The 23,780-nt window shown below is 43.6% G+C and carries 17 protein-coding genes; 13 read left to right on the plus strand and 4 right to left on the minus strand.

Annotated elements, in window-relative coordinates:
• Window positions 1–120: 120 nt before the first annotated feature.
• Window positions 121–924, plus strand: a complete 804-nt coding sequence (gene iolB / locus KYS23_RS05355; RefSeq protein WP_218397388.1) for a 5-deoxy-glucuronate isomerase — start codon at window positions 121–123, stop codon at window positions 922–924.
• On the opposite strand, the gene KYS23_RS05360 is transcribed toward iolB, so the two are convergent.
• On the minus strand, window positions 914–1,951 hold the full coding sequence (locus KYS23_RS05360; protein WP_159532706.1) for a LacI family DNA-binding transcriptional regulator: 1,038 nt from the start codon (window positions 1,949–1,951) through the stop codon (window positions 914–916). The two genes, iolB and KYS23_RS05360, sit on opposite strands and share 11 nt — an antisense overlap.
• A 466-nt stretch (window positions 1,952–2,417) precedes the next feature.
• Between KYS23_RS05360 and uxaC the strand changes: the two genes are divergently transcribed.
• From uxaC to KYS23_RS05375, 3 genes are read left to right on the plus strand one after another with little or no spacing between them, the layout of a single operon-like run.
• Window positions 2,418–3,830, plus strand: a complete 1,413-nt coding sequence (gene uxaC, locus KYS23_RS05365; protein ID WP_159532708.1) for a glucuronate isomerase — start codon at window positions 2,418–2,420, stop codon at window positions 3,828–3,830.
• Window positions 3,831–3,838: 8 nt separating this feature from the next.
• Window positions 3,839–5,350, plus strand: coding sequence for a mannitol dehydrogenase family protein (locus tag KYS23_RS05370; protein ID WP_218418186.1), 1,512 nt, complete (start codon window positions 3,839–3,841; stop codon window positions 5,348–5,350).
• On the plus strand, window positions 5,347–6,153 hold the full coding sequence (locus KYS23_RS05375) for a ThuA domain-containing protein (RefSeq protein ID WP_201299276.1): 807 nt from the start codon (window positions 5,347–5,349) through the stop codon (window positions 6,151–6,153). Before KYS23_RS05370 ends, KYS23_RS05375 begins: the two co-directional genes overlap by 4 nt.
• Before the next feature lie 22 nt (window positions 6,154–6,175).
• Here the strand turns inward: KYS23_RS05375 and KYS23_RS05380 are convergent, their stop codons facing one another.
• Window positions 6,176–7,168, minus strand: coding sequence for a Gfo/Idh/MocA family protein (locus tag KYS23_RS05380; protein ID WP_044057808.1), 993 nt, complete (start codon window positions 7,166–7,168; stop codon window positions 6,176–6,178).
• 259 nt (window positions 7,169–7,427) lie between these two features.
• Here KYS23_RS05380 and KYS23_RS05385 point away from each other — a divergent pair, with 259 nt between their 5' ends.
• The 6 genes from KYS23_RS05385 to KYS23_RS05410 all read left to right on the plus strand — a co-directional run bounded on the left by KYS23_RS05385 (window position 7,428) and on the right by KYS23_RS05410 (window position 16,321).
• Window positions 7,428–8,765, plus strand: coding sequence for an ABC transporter substrate-binding protein (locus tag KYS23_RS05385; protein WP_218418187.1), 1,338 nt, complete (start codon window positions 7,428–7,430; stop codon window positions 8,763–8,765).
• An 8-nt stretch (window positions 8,766–8,773) separates the two neighbouring features.
• Window positions 8,774–9,652, plus strand: a complete 879-nt coding sequence (locus KYS23_RS05390; RefSeq protein WP_218418188.1) for a carbohydrate ABC transporter permease — start codon at window positions 8,774–8,776, stop codon at window positions 9,650–9,652.
• Between the two features lie 22 nt (window positions 9,653–9,674).
• A complete protein-coding gene (locus tag KYS23_RS05395; RefSeq protein WP_197035934.1) occupies window positions 9,675–10,583 on the plus strand; it encodes a carbohydrate ABC transporter permease in 909 nt (302 codons plus the stop codon).
• A 13-nt stretch (window positions 10,584–10,596) separates the two neighbouring features.
• Window positions 10,597–11,685 (plus strand): ABC transporter ATP-binding protein, encoded by a 1,089-nt coding sequence (locus KYS23_RS05400; protein ID WP_159532714.1) that lies wholly within the window; start codon window positions 10,597–10,599, stop codon window positions 11,683–11,685.
• Window positions 11,686–12,056: 371 nt separating this feature from the next.
• The gene (locus KYS23_RS05405; RefSeq protein WP_159532716.1) at window positions 12,057–14,762 is read left to right on the plus strand and encodes a TonB-dependent receptor; all 2,706 of its coding nucleotides are present in this window, start codon (window positions 12,057–12,059) and stop codon (window positions 14,760–14,762) included.
• Between the two features lie 107 nt (window positions 14,763–14,869).
• Window positions 14,870–16,321: a CehA/McbA family metallohydrolase domain-containing protein gene (locus KYS23_RS05410; RefSeq protein ID WP_159532718.1), complete on the plus strand. Its 1,452-nt coding sequence runs from the start codon at window positions 14,870–14,872 to the stop codon at window positions 16,319–16,321.
• Between the two features lie 51 nt (window positions 16,322–16,372).
• Here the strand turns inward: KYS23_RS05410 and KYS23_RS05415 are convergent, their stop codons facing one another.
• A complete protein-coding gene (locus KYS23_RS05415) occupies window positions 16,373–18,658 on the minus strand; it encodes a GH92 family glycosyl hydrolase (RefSeq protein ID WP_159532720.1) in 2,286 nt (761 codons plus the stop codon).
• Window positions 18,659–19,100: 442 nt separating this feature from the next.
• Here KYS23_RS05415 and KYS23_RS05420 point away from each other — a divergent pair, with 442 nt between their 5' ends.
• From KYS23_RS05420 to KYS23_RS05430, 3 genes are all read left to right on the plus strand, one after another.
• The gene (locus KYS23_RS05420) at window positions 19,101–20,309 is read left to right on the plus strand and encodes an AGE family epimerase/isomerase (RefSeq protein ID WP_159532722.1); all 1,209 of its coding nucleotides are present in this window, start codon (window positions 19,101–19,103) and stop codon (window positions 20,307–20,309) included.
• Between the two features lie 2 nt (window positions 20,310–20,311).
• Window positions 20,312–21,538, plus strand: coding sequence for a sugar MFS transporter (locus KYS23_RS05425; protein ID WP_052364424.1), 1,227 nt, complete (start codon window positions 20,312–20,314; stop codon window positions 21,536–21,538).
• Window positions 21,539–21,600: 62 nt separating this feature from the next.
• Window positions 21,601–23,265 (plus strand): glycoside hydrolase family 28 protein, encoded by a 1,665-nt coding sequence (locus KYS23_RS05430; RefSeq protein ID WP_159532724.1) that lies wholly within the window; start codon window positions 21,601–21,603, stop codon window positions 23,263–23,265.
• A 47-nt stretch (window positions 23,266–23,312) separates the two neighbouring features.
• Here KYS23_RS05430 and KYS23_RS20665 read toward each other — a convergent pair whose 3' ends face one another.
• Window positions 23,313–23,756 carry a hypothetical protein gene (locus tag KYS23_RS20665; RefSeq protein WP_246604305.1) on the minus strand — a complete coding sequence of 148 codons (444 nt, stop codon included), beginning with the start codon at window positions 23,754–23,756 and terminating at the stop codon, window positions 23,313–23,315.
• Window positions 23,757–23,780 lie beyond the last annotated feature (24 nt).

Here is a 23,780-nt window from a genome sequence, read left to right on the forward strand (position 1 = left end):
CATAAAAGTTAAAGAAGCGGAGATCCACTCATTTCGTTCGCTTAATAGCAGCTTTAATATTATTCAAGCATTAATGCTTGGTCTTATTCACCACCCATCTCAAACCTGATAGGAATTGGCATGTCTCATTTACATATACGCCCTAAAGAAGCAGGCGCAGACAAACGTATTATTAATATAACCCCAGAATCGGCGAACTGGCAGTTTGTTGGTTTTGAGGTGGTGATGCTTGAAGCTGATGATACCCTGGTGGTCAACACCCAAAATACTGAGCTTTGTGCAGTGATTATCTCTGGAGTCGCAGACGTTACGACACAAGAGCAATTGTTTAGTAATATCGGCCATAGAGCTTCAGCATTTGATGGTATAGCCCCTTACGCCGTTTATGCTCCACCAAAACAGGAATTGACGATAAACGCGCTAACCTCATTAGAGGTAGCCCTTTGCCGTGCCCCCGCAAAGGGCCTTTACCCTGTAAAGCTTATTACGCCTCAAGATTGTGTCACGATGACAAGGGGAAGTGGCACTAATTTACGTCACATTCGCAATATAATGATGGACAATGTAGATGCAGAACGTTTACTGATCACTGAAGTCATCACCCCCAGTGGTCATTGGTCAAGCTATCCACCTCATAAACATGACACCGACGCAATACCACAAGAGAGTGCATTAGAAGAAACGTATTATCACAAGCTTAACCCTAAACAAGGCTTTGCTTTTCAACGGGTTTATACCGACGATAGAAGCATTGATGAAACCATTAGTGTAGAGCATAACAGCGTAGTTACCGTTCCTAAAGGGTATCACCCAGTCGGAACTCCGCATGGATACGAGCTGTATTATCTAAACGTAATGGCGGGCCCAAAAAGAGAATGGATCTTTCATAATGATCCCGATCACGCTTGGATTGTTAACCAGTAAACAAAGTGGTTGATTCTCGAATAACAAGGTCACAATGAAAGGTCTCATTGCTGTCGCTGATATTCACACTACTATTAGCGCCAGCATGCTTGTGCTTTAAACGGCCAATTAAAAACGTAGCTGCGCGATACCCAATGCTGGTTAGTGGGTGGCGCATAGTAGTAATATTAGGCCATACTTTTGTTACGATGGGCGTATCATCGATACTGGCTATTGAAAGCTGCTTAGGTACGCTAATCCCGCGACTTTGCGCTGTATACAATACACCAACGGCCATCTCGTCATTCGATGCAAATATTGCCGATGGTGGAGTGTTTCTGTTGAGTAACACGGAAGCGGCATCTACCCCTGACTGATACGTGTAGTAGCCCTGGACAATAAGTGACTCATCCACTTTTAAGTTTGCGTCTGCGAACGCCATTCTATAGCCTTGCTCACAACGCTGGCTGGTGTACTGGTCTGGATGGCCTAAAATAAAGCCTATATCGCGATGCTTTAAGTGCAACAGGTAACTTGTCATATCGTAGGCCGCTTTTACAGCGTCCATATCAACAAAATCCCCTCGCGTTTTGTCTTTAGCTCCTATTTGAACGTAACTGATATTTTTGCGATCTAACATATCCAATAATTCAGGTTTATCGCTCAAGGGAGGAGCTAGAATAAGGCCATCTGCCAAGGTATTATCAATAAATGATTCTATCTCTTCAACCAGTGTGGGAGAGCGATAGCTGCAGTCATATAAAAACACCCCCATTTGCTCTTCTCTACAGCCTTTCATAATTCCCTTCTGTAAGTTCATTATGTAGCCAGGGCTGGGGTTATCTGCTAGCAACGCGATAAAAAACGAACGGTTCTTAGCTAAGGCCATTCCTAATGGATTACGTTTGAAGCCGAGATGGTCAATAGCCTCCTGCACTTTTTGACGCATTTCATCTTTAACGTTCGCTTCTTTATTAATAACGCGAGACACCGTTTTTTTTGAAACTCCAGCATGTAGAGCTACATCCTTTATAGTAACCGAACGCATAAGTTTTAAGTTATATTCCTATTTTAATTTCGAGCTATATCGCTAAAGCCTAAACATTAACGACAATGACGTTTCGATTGAGAGCTATTTACTCTTACGATTAAACGAAAATGAAAGTAGCGCTGATAAGCATTGTTACCTTACCTTCAATTTTACACAAGGCTAAAGTGTGCACCTCGACTATATTTCATTGTCCCCTCACGAAACACCGATGACCGTTCACTTTACCTTTGCGCCAACCGTGTATTACGTACCTATCTAACTGGCCACACCATATTGGAATAACACAGCGTTTGTAAGACGCAAAGCAGAACCTACTGGTACCGCCTTATTATTGCACTATATTTGACACCGGTGTCAAATATCTTTATAACACACACTTATCGTTAAATTTACTGTTTACTGACTTTCCTACTTTTTCAAAGTGAAAGCCAATGAACCAATAAATAAAAGTTTTGGAGACTCTATGGCCAGCACGTTAACTATGCACCCTGACCGCCTCTTTTCATCGAATAAGATTGAGCGAGATATCGCAAGAAATCTATACCAACACGTTGAAAAATTGCCAATAGTTAGCCCTCATGGACACACTGATCCTGCTTGGTTTGCTGAGAACAAAAACTTTTCAAACCCTACTGAATTACTCATTCACCCCGACCATTATGTGTTTAGAATGCTGTATAGCCAGGGGGTGGATTTAGACCAATTGGGCATTCCTAGAAAAGATGGCAGCCATGCCAACGCCGACCCCGAAAAAGCTTGGCAAATTTTCGCCGATCACTATCACCTATTTCAAGGCACGCCTTCACGGATATGGTTAGACTATGTATTTGTGAATACTTTCAATATTACCGAAAAACTAAACAGTAGCACAGCTTCGCACTACTATCAGGTCATTAACGATGCCCTTCAAACCGAAGCTTTCAAGCCAAGAAGCTTATTCGATCGTTATAATATTGAAGTCATTGCCACAACAGAATGTGCGACTGATAACCTTAAACACCACCAGAAAATAAAAAACAGTGATTGGTCAGGCAAGGTTATTACCGCTTTTAGACCCGATGCAGTGGTAGATCCTGAGCATGAAAAATTCAATGCCAAATTAGTTCAGCTCAGCGAATTAACTAATTTAGATTGTCAAGAGTATTCACAGTATTTGGATGCACTTCGCCAACGCCGTCTATTTTTCAAGGAGATGGGCGCTACATCAACGGATCATGGTCACCCAACTGCTGCAACAGCCAATCTAAGCGATGAACAAGCAAGCGTACTATTTCAAAAAGTACAAGACACCCCAACCGCTGACGATGCCGAGCTTTTCCGCGCCCACATGTTAGTGAAAATGGCAGAGATGTCATTGGATGACGGACTCGTTATGCAGATACATCCTGGCTCTCATCGAAATCATAACCAGCAACTCTTTGCACACTATGGGAGAGATAAAGGCGCGGACATTCCAGCCAACACAGAGTATGTAAATGCGTTAAAACCACTTCTTAGCAAATTCGGTAACAACACTGATCTGAGTATCATTCTGTTTACTCTTGATGAAACAGTGTACAGCCGTGAGTTAGCACCATTAGCTGGCCACTACCCAAGTTTAAAGCTGGGCCCGGCATGGTGGTTCCATGATAGTCCAGAAGGTATGATGCGCTTTAGGCGCTCAGTAACCGAAACGGCGGGGTTTTATAACACGGTAGGCTTTAACGACGACACCCGTGCGTTTTTGTCTATTCCAGCAAGACATGATGTTGCGCGACGCATGGACTGCACCTATTTAGCTGAATTGGTTGCACGACACATGTTAGATGAATCAGAAGCCGTGACATTGGCCAAAGATTTAGCCTACAACCTAGCGAAGGAAGCATACAAACTGTGAGGGAAACAATGGCTACGAACAGACTTAACGACGCACTACTCACCACGCTAGATATAGATAACTATCGTAGTAAAAATGCCCCGATTAGTATTGTGCATCTAGGTATTGGTGCCTTCCATCGCGCGCACCAAGCCTGGTATACCGACAATGTTAACCTAACGAGCAAGAGCGCTCCATGGTATATCGCGGGGGTATCTTTGCGTAGCGCCAGTGTCCGCGAACAACTTGCCCCACAAGATGGGCTTTATCACGTTATTGAGTCGGACAAAAACGGAAAATCTGCAACGCTTATACAAGCTGTAAAGCAACTACTTGTCGCCCCAGAAAACCCTGAAGCGGTACTTACTTTAATGACGAAGCCTGACACTAAAATTGTCTCGTTAACCGTAACAGAGAAAGGATATTGCCACGACCCCGCGACCAATAAACTAGACTTCAGCAATCCAAGTATTGTGCATGATTTAGAAAACCTAGATAAGCCTAAATCGGCAATAGGCTTTATTGCATCAAGCTTGCAGAAAAGATTCACTTCTCATGGACAAGGGCTCACAGTGTTGTGCTGCGATAACTTACCGCAAAATGGGACAACGTTAAAAGGTTTAATTTGCGAATTTGCTGAACAACTGGATCCCAATTTAGTGGCATGGATAAAGCTTCATGTTTCGTTTCCAAATAGCATGGTAGATAGAATTGTGCCTGCTACTACCCCCCAGGATATTGAAGACTTTCAGCAAGACGGTATCCAGGATTTGGGCCTAGTGAAATCAGAACGGTTTAGCCAATGGGTGATTGAAGATAACTTTGTGGCCGGTCGACCAGCGTGGGAAGACGTTGGTGTTACCCTTGTTGAAGATGTGGAACCTTTTGAAAACGCTAAGTTGAGATTACTTAACGGTGCTCATTCTGCTTTAGCATACATTGGCTTCCTTAGCGGTTATCAGTACGTGCATGAAGTCATGGCCGATGAGTATTTAACAAAGTACTTAAAGCATGTGATGCACAATGAGATCATGCCTACATTATCCGCCCCACCCGGCTTAGATTTAACGCAGTACATCAATGATCTATTGGAAAGATTTCGCAACCCCGTGCTACATCACAGTACGTATCAAATCGCGATGGATGGCTCACAAAAACTGCCTCAACGCCTTCTTAATACCGTTATTGATAGGATTGCAAGCCAGGAGTCAATTGAAGGCTTGAGCTTTGCGATAGCAAGTTGGCTGCGCTATACCATGGCATTTGATCAAAAAGGCGACACCATTGAAGTACAAGATCCTTTAGCCGACACGCTGCTAATTATTCGCCAACAACATTGGGATCATATTGATGAATTAATTCGCCAATATCTTGATGTCAGTAGCGTGTTCCCAGCAAGCCTATCGCAATCCGATATTTTCAGTCAGCGCGTCACGTATTGGTTAAGTTATATTTTGGCGAATGGCGTGCAAACCGCACTACAAAGCCTGCTACTGGAAGTACAAGATTACAGTATCAAACCGTTAGGAGCGCTATCATGATTAATGTTACCGTTTGGAACGAATGTCGGCATGAAAAAGAAGATGAAGACGTTCAAGAAGTATACCCAGAAACCATTGGTGGCTGTATTGTTGACGCGCTTAAACCCTTTGGTTTTAATTTAACGTTGTCCACGTTAGATGATCCTCATCAAGGTTGGCCTGATGAGCTGATCGAAAAAACTGACGTGGCCATTTGGTGGGGCCACCGGTATCACGATGAGCTCGATGACGCCATTATTGATAAACTACAAGCCCGTGTGCTCGCCGGAATGGGGTTAATTGTTTTACACAGTGGTCACCACAGCAAGATATTCAAACGCTTAATGGGAACAAGTTGTAACTTGAGTTGGCGAGAAGCCGATGGCGGAGAACGTGAACGGGTTTGGTGTTTGAAGCCCTCTCACCCAATCGCCTTTAATATTCCACCTCAAGTGGAGCTACCGCAATCGGAAATGTACGGTGAGCCTTTTGATATTCCTGAGCCCGATGAATTGGTTTTCACCTCATGGTATCAAGGGGGTGAGATACTAAGAAGTGGCTGCACATTTCAACGTGGAAGAGGGCGTATATTCTTTTTCTCGCCAGGCCATGAAACGTTCCCCATTTACCGAAATCCAACCATTATTCAGATTTTAGCCAATGCGGTCGCTTGGGCACAGCAACCCCACGAAAGTGGCTGGACAATGCAAAATTGGGGGCGCCCAGTTCCGTTAGAAACAGGAGCCCCGAAGCAAACTTACTTCAAGAAGCCACGTAAATTAATGATTGCCGAAAAAACCGAAAAGAAAAATAGCCAGCGCTAACGCTGGCTTATACCTTATTAGGTTAATCAACAGTAACCATTGCACCTTGCTGGGATGCAGAAAGCTTGATTGCATCCCACAGCTTTGCCATCGCTAAACCTTGGCGCACATCTGAAGGGTTATCAATTTCACCCGTTATGGTTTGCTGGAAAACGTTCATTAGGTTATTCGCAGACTCCTGCTCCTTTCTAACCACTTTGCCATCACTGTCCTCTATTTCCATCCAGCGTCCCCATGCGCAAACTCTCACCACGTAATCGGTAAAGTAACATTCAATGCGTGAAGTACAACGAATGCTGTTACCGCAGGCATGCAAATTGAACAAAGTCCCATTTTCAAGTTCACCGCTTACCGTGGTAACAATGTCTACCGGATAATCAAGATTGCGCATACTTGCCGTTACGTTGGTTAGCGGGCTATTGGCTAACATTGAGACGGTATTCATCATATGCGCGCCAGTGTCAAACATAAAGCCCCCTCCTGAAACAGCAGGAATTTGCTTCCAATGGCCAGCGTATGTGGTGGCCCAGTTTTCCCATATAGACGCTGTAATACTCACCAACTCTCCATATGTATTAGCCAAAATATCTTGTTTTAGCTGTTGTACTAGAGGCGAAAGCCCGCCTTGATAAGCAACCACTAAGGCCTTACCTGAAGACTCTTGTGCCGCGATGAGTCGATTCGCTTCATCTACGCTGGTTACCATTGGTTTTTCCAATAACACATCCAGACCAAGTGTAAGCGCCATCTCAGCTTGTTCAGCATGACTAGCATGGGGAGTGCAAATATAAACAGCATCTAGATTGTCACTCTGACTTTGTAACAAGGTCTCCCAACTTGAGAAGCACGCAGGCTGAGGTTGGCCTTGCTGATCGGCGATACTTTTGACCAACGTCATGGCATCTTCGTTTGGATCCATTACTGCATCTATTGACACATCAGAACGTGAAATCCACGTTTCAATGTACTGAGAGGCTTTTTTACCACAACCAATTACCGCTAACTTAAGCGCCATCTATTATCTCCTTGAATTTCTCATCACCAAGCTAGCCGTTATTGGCTAATGCGTTATAACCTTACCGGATTTAACGTGTTGGCTTTCGGTTAAATTTAACAAACTTTGTTATATTAAATTTTATCTTGACACCGGTGTCAATATTCGTGATATTAAAAATGTAAATTATATGTAATGCAGGCAAATAATATTGTTATGATTTTGACGAACAATGTAATTAAATTAGCACTCTTTATTCTCAATTCAGGGGTTACGCGCGATGAAAAGTAGTTTTGCACATCGTGTCGCTATTATTGTTTTTAGTTGTTTTATGTGCGATTGCGCAATGGTTCAAGCTTCACAAAAAAGTCATCCCACCAAACCAACTCTCGTAATTGCCGAACATAGATCAGCCAGGCTAAACGCGCTCTATCAGTTAAAAGAGGGACTTGAAGCGCGCCTAGAAATCAACTTGAAAATTGTAGAATATCCAGCTCCAGCACAAGATTATTTCACCAAACTCGTTACTGAGCTACGAGCAGGAAACGCCCCAGACATTTTTTCTATCCCCCGCGATGTGCAACTAGACGATTTAGCCGCAGCTGGATATTTAGCCGATTTAACGACGGCGATGCACAACTGGGATGGCTATTCACAATTACCCAAGCTGGTCAGTTCGCTGGCAAAAGGGAGTTTCGACAATCGCACCTATGCCGTGCCTTCCATTGTAGCGATTGAACAACTTTATTATCGTCATGATTTACTTGAGGCTGCCGGTATAGACACTACCCAACCGAAAAGCTGGCAAGAATTACTTCACCGCGCGCGTACGATTAAACAGGTAACCGGTCAATTCCCTCTATTGTTTCCAGCAGGTTTAACGTGGGGAATGGGTTCCTATACCGAAGGGCTACGCTACCTGTTGGCTGGCTTTTCAGATTACCGCTTGATAAACCAACAGGGGCAATACCAACTTAACGACAACGCTGTCCTTGAGGCCTTTAGTTTCTATCAAACGCTGGTACAAGAAGCACTGCTTCCCGTGACTCCGCTGCTCAACCCAGAACCTTGGGTTATTCCCAAGTACGAAATGTTTCCCAAAGGGGAGCTTATGATCACAACCTGTGGTACTTGGTGCCGGGTTTTCGATTGGGGAGCCAGTAGTCGTAATCCTATTAAGAACGTGGAACAGGCAGTAGGCAATTGGAAAATACCCACAGCCGATGGCTCGCCACCTTTCGTGCTGGCATCTATGGTTTATGCTTGGGCCGTTAATGCAAAAAGCCGCCAGCTCGACATGGCAACAGAGCTAGCGCTTGCGCTAGGGTCGGTTGATGTAGCGCTCACCTACGCGAGAAACTTAGGTAATGTTCCCGCCCGCATGGATGCACGAGATCACGCAGATTTTCATCAGCTAGGTGCTTTAATGGAAGCACATGCTCAACTACCAGAGGCCCGCGCTTTGCGCTCCACCGTTGGAGCGAATGCAGTAATGGCTGGGGTAGCAAGGTCAACAGAAGCAGTTTTAATTGGTCGAGAAGATGCAAAAGGAGCGCAACAATTATTGAAAGCGTACGTGGCAAGTGTGTTGGGTGACAACGCGGTAAGTGAGGATTAGGTATGGCAATGAGTTTCGAATCAAAAAGGCAATTGGGCTATCGCATTATGATGGCTCCCGCGCTACTCCTAATGGGTGCATTTATTGTTTTTCCTGCTTTTTACGCGTTTTCGTTAAGCTTAACCAATGATGCACTTCTTGGCTTTGCAGCAAAAGAGTCATCGTTTGTGGGGCTTCGAAATTTCAGCCGCTTATTTAGCGACCCACTATTTTGGAACTCGCTCAAAGTTACACTTATCTTTGTAGTAGGTTCTGCGGTTATTGGGCAATTTGTATTGGGCTTTGCGTCGGCCATCTGTCTTCAGCGCCCTGTAAAATACAAATCTATTTTTAATGCCATCATATGCCTACCTAATGCGGTGCCAGAAATGGTCGTAGGCTTTTTATGGATATCTATGTTTGCCAGTGGTGAATATGGCACGTTAAACCGTATCGTAACTTCTTTTGGCATTGAGCCGCAGCAGTGGCTTTATAGCTTTCCTTTGTTTTCAATTATTATCGTGAACACATGGCGAGGTATAGCCTTTTCGATGATCTTGTTAACCTCAGGTTTGGCATCTATTCCTAAAGATATTTACGAAGCGGCCAAAGTGGATGGCGCCTCAGACAGACAAATTTTCACCCGTATTACGTTACCGCTTATGATGCCGACCATATTTCTCTACATGTTTATCTCTACGGTAACCACTTTTGCAATATTCGGGCTTGTCTACACCCTCAGCCGAGGGGGACCTGCAAATAGCACCGAAATATTGGGTATCTATATTTACAATCAGTCATTCACTTCTTTTCAACTAGGCTATGGCGCAGCGGTAGCCGTGGTGAGTTTGGTGGTATCTATGATTCTAGGTGCAGTCTACGTGCGCGCATTGAAGGTAGAAGTATAGTATGAAAACTGGAGTGACTATTATGACTCACACACACAGCCTGCCAGAGAGTGCTTCAAATCGAAAAGCCTACATGACACTTATCATGATTTCGTTTTTCTGTTTAATTCCTTTCTTTTGGGTGTTACTTGCCGCTTTCGACCCGAATGCAACGCAATTTCTCGCGATCCCTAAGGACGTTACCGTCGCCCATTTTTGGAACCTGTTTGCTAATGAAAGTGGCCTGCGCTGGATTGTTAACTCGGTGCTGATTGTTGGGTTGGCCACGCTACTTACCTTAATATTCGCCGGCTTTGGTGGCTATGCGTTATCTCGAACAAAAGCCTGGTGGAAACGCCCTTTGCTATACGCCATTATTCTCGTTCGAATAGTGCCACCTCCGGCGCTCATCGTTCCTGTTTACAAGGTTATGCTAGCGTTAAATGACATGGTAAACAGCGTTATTATCTCGATTACCGATAACGTTGAACACCAGTTAGTATTGAGTCGAATTTTTTCTTTTGTTGATGGCTATCTAGGACTGATACTCATCCATACAGCCATGCAGCTGCCACTGGCTATTTGGATAATGAAAACATTTTTTGACGCTATCCCTAAAGATTACGAAGAAGCCGCTGCACTTGATGGTGCCAGCCAAATTCAGACGGTACGTCATGTACTTATCCCACTTGCACTCCCAGGATTCGCCGCCGCTGGCTTATTTGCATTTATTAATGCATGGGGAGATTTTCTGATGCCATTAATGTTTACGTCTTCTCCAGAACTGCAAACGTTACCACTGGGTATGTTTAGAGCCTTTCTGCGGGTTGATGCCATTGATTATGGCTTTCTTACCGCCCTTGCGGTTATTTACACACTCCCCGCTGTTATTGCATTTTCGTTTGCCAGAAAGTTTCTAACACAAACTTTTTCTGGCGGTGTAAAAGGATAGAAAGGTTACCAACATGTCACAAATTGAATTGATCAATATAAAAAAGCAATTTGAAAATACTGAAATTGTAAAAGGTGTGGATATTCACATTGAGAAAGGTGAATTCGCGGTCATTGTAGGCCCCAGCGGGTGTGGCAAGTCTACCCTACTGCGGATGATTGCTGGCCTTGAAGATATCTCTAGCGGAGAATTAAAAATTGGGGGACAGGTTGTTAACCATGTATCACCTGATAAACGCGGTATCGCCATGGTATTTCAATCTTATGCCCTATACCCACACATGACGGTAGCAGAAAATATTGGGTTTGCCCTTAGTCTTCAAAAAGTGGACAAGCAGGAAATTAAACAACGCGTGAAAGAAGCGGCAGAAATGCTAGAACTTACTGCGCTACTTAAACGCAAACCGGCTGAACTCTCTGGTGGTCAACGACAAAGGGTTGCCATCGGCCGTGCAATTGTAAAACGCCCGCAACTCATATTGTTTGATGAACCGTTATCTAACCTAGATGCCAAGCTTAGAGTTCAAATGCGCGCTGAACTTATGCGATTACATAGGGAATTCGGATCAACGGTGATTTACGTTACACATGACCAAGTAGAAGCCATGACTATGGCACAAAAAATCATTGTGTTGAATCAAGGAAAAGTAGCCCAAGTCGGTAAACCTATGGCTCTGTACCAGCAGCCTGACAATCAATTTGTGGCACAATTTATCGGCATTCCCAAGATGAACTTGCTACCGGGGGCAATAAAAGATAATCGCTTCTTGGGAGAGTGTAATCAAGATGTCTCCTTAACCCAAACTTATCACAATGCCACTCTGGTGAATTTAGGTATTCGACCAGAGCATGTCAATATTGATCATCAGGGGAACGAATGGAACGTTATTCTAGTGGAACGTTTAGGCGTAGAAACATTCATCCATGTTGAAGCAAATAACGCACAACAAGTGGTTGTGAGGCTAGAAGGAAATACCGACGTTGCAGAAGGTCAAAGGGTTGGATTGATAATAAATCCCGATGTATGCTTTTTGTTTGACGAGAACGGCGAACGAATACACCCCAAGCTAGACGTTTTAAATGTTGTACAAAACTCAGCGTAAATGGTTCTACCTAGTAACACAATATCAGGCCTTAGTGCGACGCTAAGGCCACTTCATGTGAAGAGTTAACATAACGCTCAATCACCCAGACTTTTCAAACCGCCCCACCCCTACTTTTAATGGCCTGCCCCCGGTATCATTAACCCTAAAAAAGTCGCTAACCCGTACAAAAAATTAACGAAAAATAAGCCACAAAGACGAATAAACACACACAAAGAGCCGAAATTTCAGACAACAAAGAAAAAATGGCTTAAAAAAAACACAAAAGTTAACAATAGAATAAAAAATGGTGAAAATTTTGATTATTTGTTGACACCGGTGTCATTAATCCTATAAATTCATGTTAGTTAATTGTTAATCAGGGGACAACCATGAATAAAAAAGTAAAAACCGCAATAGCTTTGGGTGTAATTACTGCCCTATCCACAACATATGCTATACCTGTCATCGCCCAAGAATCGGCTGATGACACGCTAGAAATAATTGAAGTAAAAGGATTTCGTGGCGCAGTAATAAAAGCCAAGGACTTAAAACGCGAATCATTAGTTGCACAAGATTCAATTGTTGCAGAAGACATCGCTGATTTTCCCGACTTAAACCTAGCTGATTCATTACAGCGTGTTCCCGGGATAGCAATTACCCGTGAAGGTGGAGAAGGACGACAAATATCACTTCGCGGAATGGGCCCTCAATTCACGCGGGTTGAAGTTAACGGTATGGAAGCCTTAGGTTCGTCTTCATCTCCTATGGACAGCCGGGGCGCCGTTACCCGCTCAAGGGCTTTTGACTTTAACATTTTCGCATCTGAATTATTTAACCAAATTGATGTTAAGAAATCGTATTCTGCCGAAATCGAAGAAGGCGGTATCGGTGGTACTGTTAATTTGAAAACGGCCAAGCCTTTTGACTTCAGCGGCCCTAAAGGGGTGGTTGGTGTACAAGGTGGCACAAATACTAACACTGACAATTTTGACAATCGCTTTGTAGGCATGGTGTCTAATACGTGGGATAAGTTTGGCGCACTGGCCTCTGTTGCTTATAGCACAAGGAAGTCTAGCGAGCACGGCTACAACACTTATAGATGGCGTAAAAAAAGCACTTCAGACTATAGTGATAGCATCGACTCAGGCACTGCTGCATTGCTTGAAAGCGGCGATTTATGGTTTTCTAGAGGTAACCGCTACTCTGTCTGGAATAACGAACAAGAACGCTTAGGTATTACTGCCTCTTTGCAGTACCGTCCATCAGATGACGTAGACTTAAGCCTAGACTTCATGCGAGGCGAACTGAACAATACCTTAGATGAGCACCATATATCTACTGGCGGCTCAAGTAGTACCGCATTAGGTCGCGTGGAAGAGCTTGAATATATTGATAATAACGGTGATAAAGAAGTGGTATTCGCCCGTTATTCTGATACCACTGTACGAACAGAGTCGCGTGAAGATTATAATGAGTCAATCTTTACTCAGGTTACGTTCAATGCAGATTGGGTCATTTCAGATGCATTATCGGTAGAAGCACAAATAGGCACAAGTTCCTCTGAATACAATCAACCTAAGGTTAATAAAGCTAACCTTATGCGCGAAGGAAGCGGCATCACCACAGATTTCACCCAAGACCGTTTTTATGGCGTAAATACCTATGATTTCGATCCTACATCGACTGACGGTTGGTTAGTTAAAGACTTGTACTTCCAAGAAGACTACATGAATACCGACTACGATAATGCCAAAGTTGATTTTAGGTACTTAGTTGGTGATTCTGGCACAATCAGTTTTGGCGCAAACTATAAAAAATTCACTAACTCCGGTGAACGCAGACGTGATTCAGGCTATGTGCAAAGCAAAGATACTCCACTTAATACTGGCGTAAATACCATTTCTTCTGATATCACTGAAGTCTATTCTGATCACCCAGATCAAAGTTGGTTACAACTAGACATGGATGCAGTTAAAGCGTTTTACGGCTTATCTGATCTCTCGTTAGGAGACGATACTGTTGTAGAGACCTATGCCTTCGAAGTGCAAGAAGAAACCCAAGCACTCTACGGCTTATATAGCTGGGATAGCATACTGGGTGATTCGACCTTTAGAGGAAGTATAGGCTTGCGCTACTACAACACAGAACTGACTTCTAGCGGTGTTTCTAATGGTGAAGACATTACCATGGTTCGCGACTACTCAGGCGTACTGCCTACCCTGAATGTGGTGTATGAGGTAAGCGAAGATGTACTGCTGCGCTTTAGTGCAAGTAAAAATCTAACTCGTCCCTCTTTAGGCGCGCTTTCGGTCTCAGCAAGTGTTTCGCAAGCTACCTTGGCAGAAGGTGACATTGGTTCAGTATCAATAGGTAACCCTGATTTAGAACCGTATTCATCAGTCAACATTGATACCTCTATTGAATCTTATTTTGAAGGCGTTGGTTACCTTTCTGCTGCGGTATTCTTCAAAGATATTGAAGATTTTATAGTCACGGAAACAGCAGCTGAAACCAAAACCCTTGCAGAATTGTCGTTGCCTGAATCTTTGTTGCCAAACGGAGGCACTTCGGACACTCAATTTAATGTAACCACACCGCAGAATGCCGACGCATCCACTATTAAAGGTTTTGAGTTATCTTTCCAACGTGATTTCGATTTCTTGCCCGAACCTTTCCACAATATGGGGATGATTGCTAACTACACTTGGGCAGATGGCACAAGTAAGTACCGCAATGTACAAGGTAGCGGGGAAGATCAAGTTAAGGCATTCCAAGGGCTATCAAAAAGTAGCTACAACCTAACTGTCTATTATGAAACAGATACATGGGGCGCTCGCATTGCTGCAGCCTACCGTGACCGTTACATTAGTAGCGTTGAGTCTGGCCTTGGCGACGAAGACGAACGTGGATTCCATGAAACCACTTATGTCGATTTCTCGGCTTTCTATCAGCTCAGTGAAGCACTTAAGCTGAACATTGAAGGTATTAACTTAACCAATCAACAAGAAGTTCAGTATAGTGACTCCAGTGATCGTCAATACAACACCACGACGAGCGGAAGAACCTATATGGCAGGTGTAACTTATAAGTTTTAATCCGTTACTTATTGTCAAAGGCGCCTGAATTTTCTGGCGCCTTTTTTATTACTACATATATTGTAACGTTGACGTTTTTAATTTGGTCATAATTTTAGGAGCCTGTAATGCGCTACCCAGCATTGTACTCAGTGATTTTATCTTTCCCGCTTTTAGCGTCATGCAAAAGTACTGTTGACCAGCCCCAAAGTAATATCCCGCCGAGCTCCACACAGCAGGCAACAACACCAGAGTGGCTAGCAGGTGATCACCATATCCATGGTAAATATAGTGCTAGATGGGATTGGAGTACCACCCCACCTACGCCTATTTTACGAGGAGATGCACAGTACGCCACCGCCATTTACGCGCAAATGGCAAAACATCACAATCTTAGTTGGATGGTTACCACAGATCATGGTGGCCCTGCTCATAGTAAGGTAAATTTACATCAAGCCTATCCAGAGCTTGTTGCATCGCGCAAGGCCACACCAGAAGTACTGCAGTTTTACGGAATGGAATTTGACACACCAGGAGCACGCCACTGTAGTTTAATCATTCCACATACTGCGAATGAAGCTGAACAACTTTTTCGTATAGAAAAAAACTTTAATCGACGTGAGGTTGAACCCAATTCCGTCCCCAGAGACACCAATGCCTTTATGTTAAAAGCGCTAAAGTCCATGCAAGCCGAGAAAGATAAACCGCTTTTAATTGTAAACCACCCTGCTCGTTTAGCAGACAAGCTTGCTAGCTTCAAAAAGGTCACCCCCGAGAAACTAAAAGGTTGGCAAGATGCCGCACCTGATGTAGTGATAGGGATGGAGGGTGCGCCAGGACACCAGGCCAACGCGCTGAACCCTGATGGCTCAATAAAGAAATCTGGAAAACGTGGCGGCTACGATCATTTCCCTACTATGGGTGGCTTCGATCAGATGACCGCTATTGTAGGTGGTGTATGGGATCGTATGCTCAGTGAAGGTAGGCGTTGGTGGATAACCGCAGCATCCGATAGCCATATGCATTACACAGAAGGGCGAACAGACTTTTGGCCGGGTGAATATTCAAAAACCTATGTTTTTGCTAACAAACAATACGCCGATATTATGCAAGCACTGCGCGACGGTAAAATATTTGTTACCACTGGCGATCTAATAGATTCATTGTCTGTTGAAGTGAAAAGTAACGCCAATATGACTGCCAATATAGGTGAGACAATCGCCATTGCGTCGGGTGGCGATGCCACAGTGAGAATACGATTTCATGACCCTGACAATCACAATTTTGGCCGTCAGAACCCAAAGGTCGAACGTGTGGATGTGATTATTGGAAACGTAACGAGTGGCGATGAACCTGATGTAGCGCCAGTGGTTCATCGTTTTACACCCGATAAGTGGAGGGTAGATGGACAATATGGGGTTATCGAAATGTCACTTAACGATATTCAACAAGGGCATTACATTCGTGTTAGAGGCACCAACAATGCAGATGAACTTGAACCTGAAATAGACCCGCCAGGTGAAGATCCTTGGTCTGACTTATGGTTTTACAGTAACCCTGTATTTATTACTTTAAATTAGCCCTATCGGCCTGCCAACATACTCACTATCGTATGTTGGCAGAGCCACTTATTATTTTTGCATGGTCGACAACGAAGGGGGTAACTTACCCTTTCCCCAGTCAGATGGCTTAGATGCCATTTTTAATTTCAGCTCTCCTCCTTTTATTACATCTTCATGCGCTATCCAAGTGTTATTAAATGGTTTGCCGTTCAAGCTGGCAGAAACAATGTACCGATTCTTTTTACTAAGCTTATCGGCGACCACTTTAAAGGTGTTCCCCCCTTCAATATGCAAGGTAGCCGACTTCACTTGTGGCGTGTTAATCAAATAATATGGCTGTCCCGCATTGGGAAATAGGCCAATCATGTGAAAGGCCAGCCAAGATGACATGGCGCCCGAGTCGTCGTTACCCGGCAAACCGTCTCGCGCGCTGGTGTAATGTTCTTGGATGATTTTATTAATTCTGTCAGAGCTTAAATGTGGCTTCCCTAACCAATGATAAAGCGTTGGTGTTAAAAACGAAGGTTCATTGGCTACATTGTAATAGTTGTGTTCAAAGAATGTGTTTAAGCGAGCTTCAAATGCATCGCTACCGCCACTCTTCTCTATCACTTGTGCAATATCATGAGGTACATAGAATGAGTATTCCCATGAACTAGCTTCGTAGAAAAAACCACACCACCAGCACACACAATTTGGCCAGTCTTGCGCAAGCGGCGTGTACTCAATGTTCTGCGCTATACCATCTTTGATAGTACAAGGAACTTCATCTACCCACTTTCCATCAGCATCTTTGGGCATAATGAAACCACGAGCGCCGTCGTGCTCGGTATCACGCCATAAGTTTTGCCAATTATTTGATTGATCAATAAACCGGTAATATTCCCCCATGCGATGCAAACCTTTTGCAACGGTGGCTAACGCAAAGTCGTTGTATGCGTATTCTAGGGTGCGATTTCCCGCGCGCACGTAATCGGTGGATACATAACCTAAATGGTTGTAATCCTCTAAGCCCCCTCGCCCTTCTTTCTCGCTATTTCCACCAGGAGAAACTGTGGCATTTTTTATCATCGCTTTAAGGGCTTGGTGGTAATTAACGCCGCTTAAATTTTTAGCGTAAGCATCTGCAATGACCACATCAGCATTTGAACCGCCTTGAGTGCGACCATTTGTATTACCGCTGCGCCCTTCAGGTAGATAACCATCGTAGCGATAGATATTTAACATGCCATTGATAATGTCAGCTTGGCGCTCTGGAGCAATTAAGGTGATGAGAGGTGAAGATGTACGAAAGGTATCCCAAATGGCGTAGAAGTCGTCATAGTAAGGTGTTGCCGTCCAAAGCGGGTTTTCACCGGAACGATCTACCGGCATCAACATCGTATGATATAACCCTGTATAGAACATGACGCGCTGTTCTCGGCTTGCTGATTTATCTAATTCGATTTGCGCAATTAACCGTTCCCACTTTTGTTCACTTTGCTCTCGTACCAGATTAAAGTTCCAATGCGGTATTTGATCTCGAAGGTTCTCAGCTGCCTTGGCTTCGCTAATAAATGAAATGCCTATTTTCAGCTTAACTGTTTTACTTTTATGGTCGCTAAACTGGCAAACTACGCCCGTTTTATCACCCGAGTCATATTGACTCTTTATAGACGGATAAAGGGTGTCACCCTTGAACGTGCTAAAACTATCACAGGGTTGATTAAGCTGGGCATGATAATACACCGTGTATGCATTACCATTATTCCAACCGCCGCGAATTCGACTATAGCCTCGAATTTCAGTTGGCGAAATGACTTCTACCTGAGAACCAACAAATTGCTGTGCTTCCCTTGCATCAGGAACGGCTTTTTCACCTAGAAAAAATCCACCGTCTATTTTAATCGCATTGTTGCGATTATCACGAAACGTATATTGATGAAATGCGGCTCTATCGGCGGTGGCTAGCTCTGCTTTTATTCCCCACTTAACCAAATCAGTCGCATAGTAACCTACGCTGGTATGCTCATTGGCACGCAAACTCGTTTGCGCAACCGACTCGAAATCTCCTGAATACGGCATAATAGAAATATTACCGTACTTAGGTCCGCCACCTGTACCGCTGACATGTATTTGACTAAAGCCAACGAGGGGTTTGGTTAAATCTGGGTCGTAACCACTATTACTGTGAGTGCCAATATCTGGCCCTGGCTTCACCATGCCAAATGGGTTACTGGGGCCAACGAACACGTTCCCCAAACCTTCTGAACCAATGAAGGGGTCGATATATTCATGGTAGTTGTTCTTAGCGAAACTCATCGAACAACAAAGCAATATTGAAAGAAATAAAGTAGATTTCAGCAAATTGAGCATTAATGTGACCTTTAAGCGCAAACTAATTGTGGAACTAGCCGCTATTAACGAAATTTTAACTAGTATTTTTTACCACGCCTTTGACACCGGTGTCAAACCTCGCATATAGTAGTAAACAGTCGACACGTTGGCTTCAGTAAATTTGTTAACGTTCGACTAGGCACTTTAATTGGACAAACCAATAAAACCTGAATTCCTATAGCTTTTGTAAACCCGAAAATGTTTACCACTCAACGATAAAGCCATAATAAATAGACTTATACTGGTGAAAAGAATGTTATATGAAAGTAAACATTGCGTTTCTGTACGAGCAAATGTTACCTTTCACAAATCGGCTTGACCAATAAAATAGCACTAACAACTATTTTCAGCCATGCTTTAGCAATAACGCCAACATCATCCTGTTGTGCTGTTATTTTAGACACGGTTTATAGGTAATAATATGACCCCTCAACACATAGACAATTTTTACTCGCGCGCGTTCTTACTCAACCACAGTGAAAAAATACTGGATTTTTACACGCCTCGGGTGATTGACCCTCAAGGAGGATATTTTCAAAATTATTTTGATGATGGAGAAATATTCGACCCTACATACAAACAACTGGTTAGTAGTACACGAATTATTGTCAATTTTGCAAGGGCGAGCCAAGTCTTTAATAAACCCAATTATGCCGACATTGCACTGCACGGATTACATTTTTTAGAGCAAGCGCATTGGCATGAAGAAACACAGTCGTATGCGTGGACCATTCGCAATCAACAAGCCGAAGACATGACCCAACAAGCTTATGGATACGCATTTGTTTTGTTAGCTTATGCCGCTATTCAAAAAGCGGGTCTTAAAGAAGTGACGTCAAACATTGATGCTGTTTTCCAATTACTTGAACGTCGCTTTTGGCAACAAGATTATGGTTTATACGCCGATGAGCTCAGTGTCGATGACCTATTAAGTGACTATCGCGGACAAAACGCGAATATGCATATCTGTGAAGCCATGATTTCGGCTTATGAAGCGACTAATGACGAAAAGTATCTCAATCGGGCTTATCTAATTGCTCAGAACATTACGCAGCGCCAAGCTGCGCTGTCTGATGGGCTGATATGGGAACATTACACAACGCACTTCGATATAGATTGGGAATACAATAAACACGACCCCAAAAACCTTTATCGACCTTGGGGATTTCAACCAGGCCACCAAACTGAGTGGAGTAAGTTGCTGCTAGCCTTACACCAACATATAGAAGAGCCGGAACTACTTAAACGTGCCAAAACCCTATTTGAGCGAGCTTTCTCTTTATCTTGGGACCACCAATATGGAGGACTAGTCTACGGGTTCGATTCTGACGGTAAATGGTGTGACGATGATAAATATTTTTGGGTGCAAGCAGAAAGCTTTGCGGCTGCCGCTATCTTATTTAGTGAAACCGATAACCACGAATTTTTAAGTGCGTACCAACAACTATGGCAATACAGTTGGACGAACATGGTCGACCATAAGTATGGTGCGTGGTTTAGGGTTCTCACCCGTGAAAATAGCGCCTATTCAAACGAAAAAAGTAGTGCTGGCGCCAAGTGCGATTATCATACATTGGGTGCCTGTTTCGACGTACTCGCTCATATGCCACCTACTACAGAAGGGCTATAAATATGCATATTTCGACTTCTGGTACTGAACGCCAACCCTCCCCAGCGGCCTTTAATGCCCGATTTGCATTAATGGTAATGACATCACTCTTTTTCATATGGGGCTTTATTACTGCACTAAATGATATTTTGCTACCTTACTTAAAAAATGCATTTTCGTTAACGTATTTTCAGGCTGGATTAGTTCAATTTTGCTTCTTTGGCGCTTATTTCATTGTGTCTCCATTTGCAGGCCGCTTCCTCGAAAAAATTGGTTATAAAAAAGGCATAGTGGTGGGCCTATTAACTATTGCTAGCGGATGTGTTCTATTTTATCCCGCTGCCGAGATATCCATGTACCCACTCTTTCTATTTGCCTTATTTGTTCTGGCATCAGGGGTAACCATGCTACAGGTTTCTGCTAACCCTTATGTTGCTGTTCTCGGCCCAGAAAGCACAGCAGCGAGTCGACTCAACTTAGCGCAAGCTATTAATTCAGTTGGACATACTGCAGGCCCCATGTTTGGTGCATTGCTTATTTTGGCTGCAACCAGTGAGGCAGGTTCGGCAAAATCAGTACAAACACCCTACCTTATTATTGCAGGGGCGTTAGTGATAGTTGCGTTATTGTTTCTAAAAATGAAGCTCCCAAACATTAGTGAACATGTTGAAAAAGATCAGGCATCCCCCCCTTTCTCGTTGTTTGCGCACAAACATCTGTATTTAGGTGTATTGGCGATTTTCCTTTACGTAGGTGCAGAGGTGTCCATCGGCAGTTATTTGGTAAACCTATTTATGCAGCTCGGTATCGACAACATGAATGAAGTCACCGCAGGTAAGATGGTCTCGTATTATTGGGGCGCCGCCATGGTAGGACGGTTCATAGGAGCAGCCATCCTCAACTTCATCAAAGCGACAACCCTCTTGGCCATTAACGCTGTACTTGCTATTAGCATGATAGTTATCGCGGTAAATATGGAAGGAAGTCTTGCTATGTGGTCTATATTAGCAGTGGGCTTTTTCAATTCAATTATGTTTCCCACCATTTTCACATTGGCAATTCGGGGCCTAGGAGAATATACCGGGCGAGGTTCTGGTTATTTATGCCAAGGTATTGTCGGCGGTGCAATTTTGCCTTTGTTGCAAGGTTTTGCAGCAGATGCCATGGGGTTACAGATGAGCTTTTTAATTCCGGCTATTAGCTACCTATATATTGCTTGGTATGCAGTAAAAGGAAGCAAAATTAATTAGCTTAGGTCAATCCACATTACTCTTTAAATCTTAGTCAAAAACGCCGAAAGAGGATTCTAACCATGGTTACCCCTGCATCTCGACGACATTTTATGAAAACCACCCTATCGGGTGTGATTGCTGCTTCGTTATTCTCAGGAACTCTGCAGGCGAAAATGCTTGAACGTTACTACGAACAATTTAGCACTTCGCGACAACCGAGCAACCGGGTTTCACCGAGTATAGGCAAGCGAATAAGCGTAAAAAAATACGGCGCTACGGGCAATGGCAAATCACTCGACACTAAGGCTATTCAATCTACTATCGACGCTATCAGCGAAAGTGGCGATATAGGCACAGTTTGGCTTCCTGCTGGAGTATATTTAAGCGGCACCCTTCACCTAGCGAGCAATGTTAACCTAGAAATTGACGAAAATGCCATATTGCTTGGCAGTACGAATATACGTGACTACGAAGATGCGAACGGCAAAGTTCACGCGTTAATAGAAGCTAATGACTGTCACAATATTGCGATTTTTGGAAAGGGCACTATTAATGGCCAGGGGCGTCAACTAGGGCTCAATATAAACCGCTTGCATCATGCTAAAGAGCGTATTGAAAGCGATTTTAATGAAAGAAGAAACCGTTCTCGCCATCGCCCCAGCGTGCTAGCGGTTCATCACTGCAATACTGTCAAAGTTTACGACATCACTATTGAGAATGGCGCATTTTGGGTTCAACATTATGCAGCTTGCCAAAACCTGCATATCGACAATATCGTGGTACAAAGCGATGCATTTTGGAACAATGACGGCATTGATATAAACGATTGTGAAAATGTTCGTATTACTGGCTGCTTTGTAAACGCTGCCGATGATGCTATTTGCCTAAAATCTACGACCAAAGGCGATATACATAATGACAACATATATATTGGCAAATGCGTGCTACGATCCAGTTCCAACGGGATTAAGTTCGGTACCGAAAGCCAGAACGGTTTTACCAATGTAGAAATAGAAAATATTACTGTATTCGATACGTACCGAAGTGCAATTGCATTGGAAACGGTGGACGGAGCAAAACTGGAAAACGTCACAATTAATAATATTAATGCCCAGAACGTAGGTTGTGCTATTTTCATTCGCTTAGGACAACGTAACCGGGATGTACCTACAAACACACCTCTTGGTAGCATTAAAAATATCAGCATCACTAATGTAAATGCGCATATTAGCTTTGGGCGCGCAGATATTAATTATGACTTGCGTGGTCCTGGTCTAAACACGTTCTTCAACCCTATCCCAGCCTCAATAACAGGCCTTCCCGATGCATTGGTGGAAAATGTTACGCTTGAGCACATTTCTATTAGCTATCCGGGAAGAGCTAACAAGGGCTTGGCATATCGGCCATACGATCAATTATTTTTGGTTCCCCAAGAACGCGATGCCTATCCGGAATACACCATGTTTGGAGAACTACCAAGCTGGGGATTTTTTGTCAGGCATGTGAAGGGCATTACGCTTAACGATGTTTCATTAACCGCACGAGAGCACGATTTTAGACCTGCTTTGGTATTTGATGATGTAAACGGCATTATTCTTTCAGACGTAACGTTACACGCTGTTAACGATACGCACTTAGTATTGCACAATACTAAAAATGTTAACGTCGATGCCTTGGCCGCGCCAAACAACAACCAGAAGCTAGCACCTATTTCGCGTTCTGCATGGCATCAATCAAAAGACTAGCGCCTAAAATTAACGCCTAACTGCTTGACCATTTGGTTGAGCAGTTCCTACCGCTTAGCTCCCTTTGAGGCTAACCACTGTAACCCCTCTTTTTCATCAGCACAAAAGAAGTAATCGATTTCCGCAGCTATATAAACCCGTTCAAACTGGCTGCGAACCAGCGCTGGAATATCAGCGTTTGTCACCACTAAAGCACAAGCTGACATACCATAGATTTTGCGAAGTTTAATTGAGTCTATTAGGGTAGCTTCTGCCGCTGGGGTTAAAATACCCGTACCTTGTACAAATCCTAAAAAGCCCCATTTTTGCCCTCTAAGGCTCAACACAATCTCTTTAACATCGTCGTGATATTGTTTCAAAATCGCTTCATTTACCACGCCCCGCCCGTCGACGCGAAGCACGCTACCTATAAGCTCAATATCATACTCGGCGTGTTTGGTTTCTAGGTGTGAAGTGTTCTTTGTGGTAATGCGAGAGTTACTTGGAACCATGTTATCTCGTTTAAAACTAACTTC

This window comes from Alteromonas lipotrueae (assembly GCF_019249255.1).
GTDB lineage: Bacteria > Pseudomonadota > Gammaproteobacteria > Enterobacterales > Alteromonadaceae > Alteromonas > Alteromonas lipotrueae.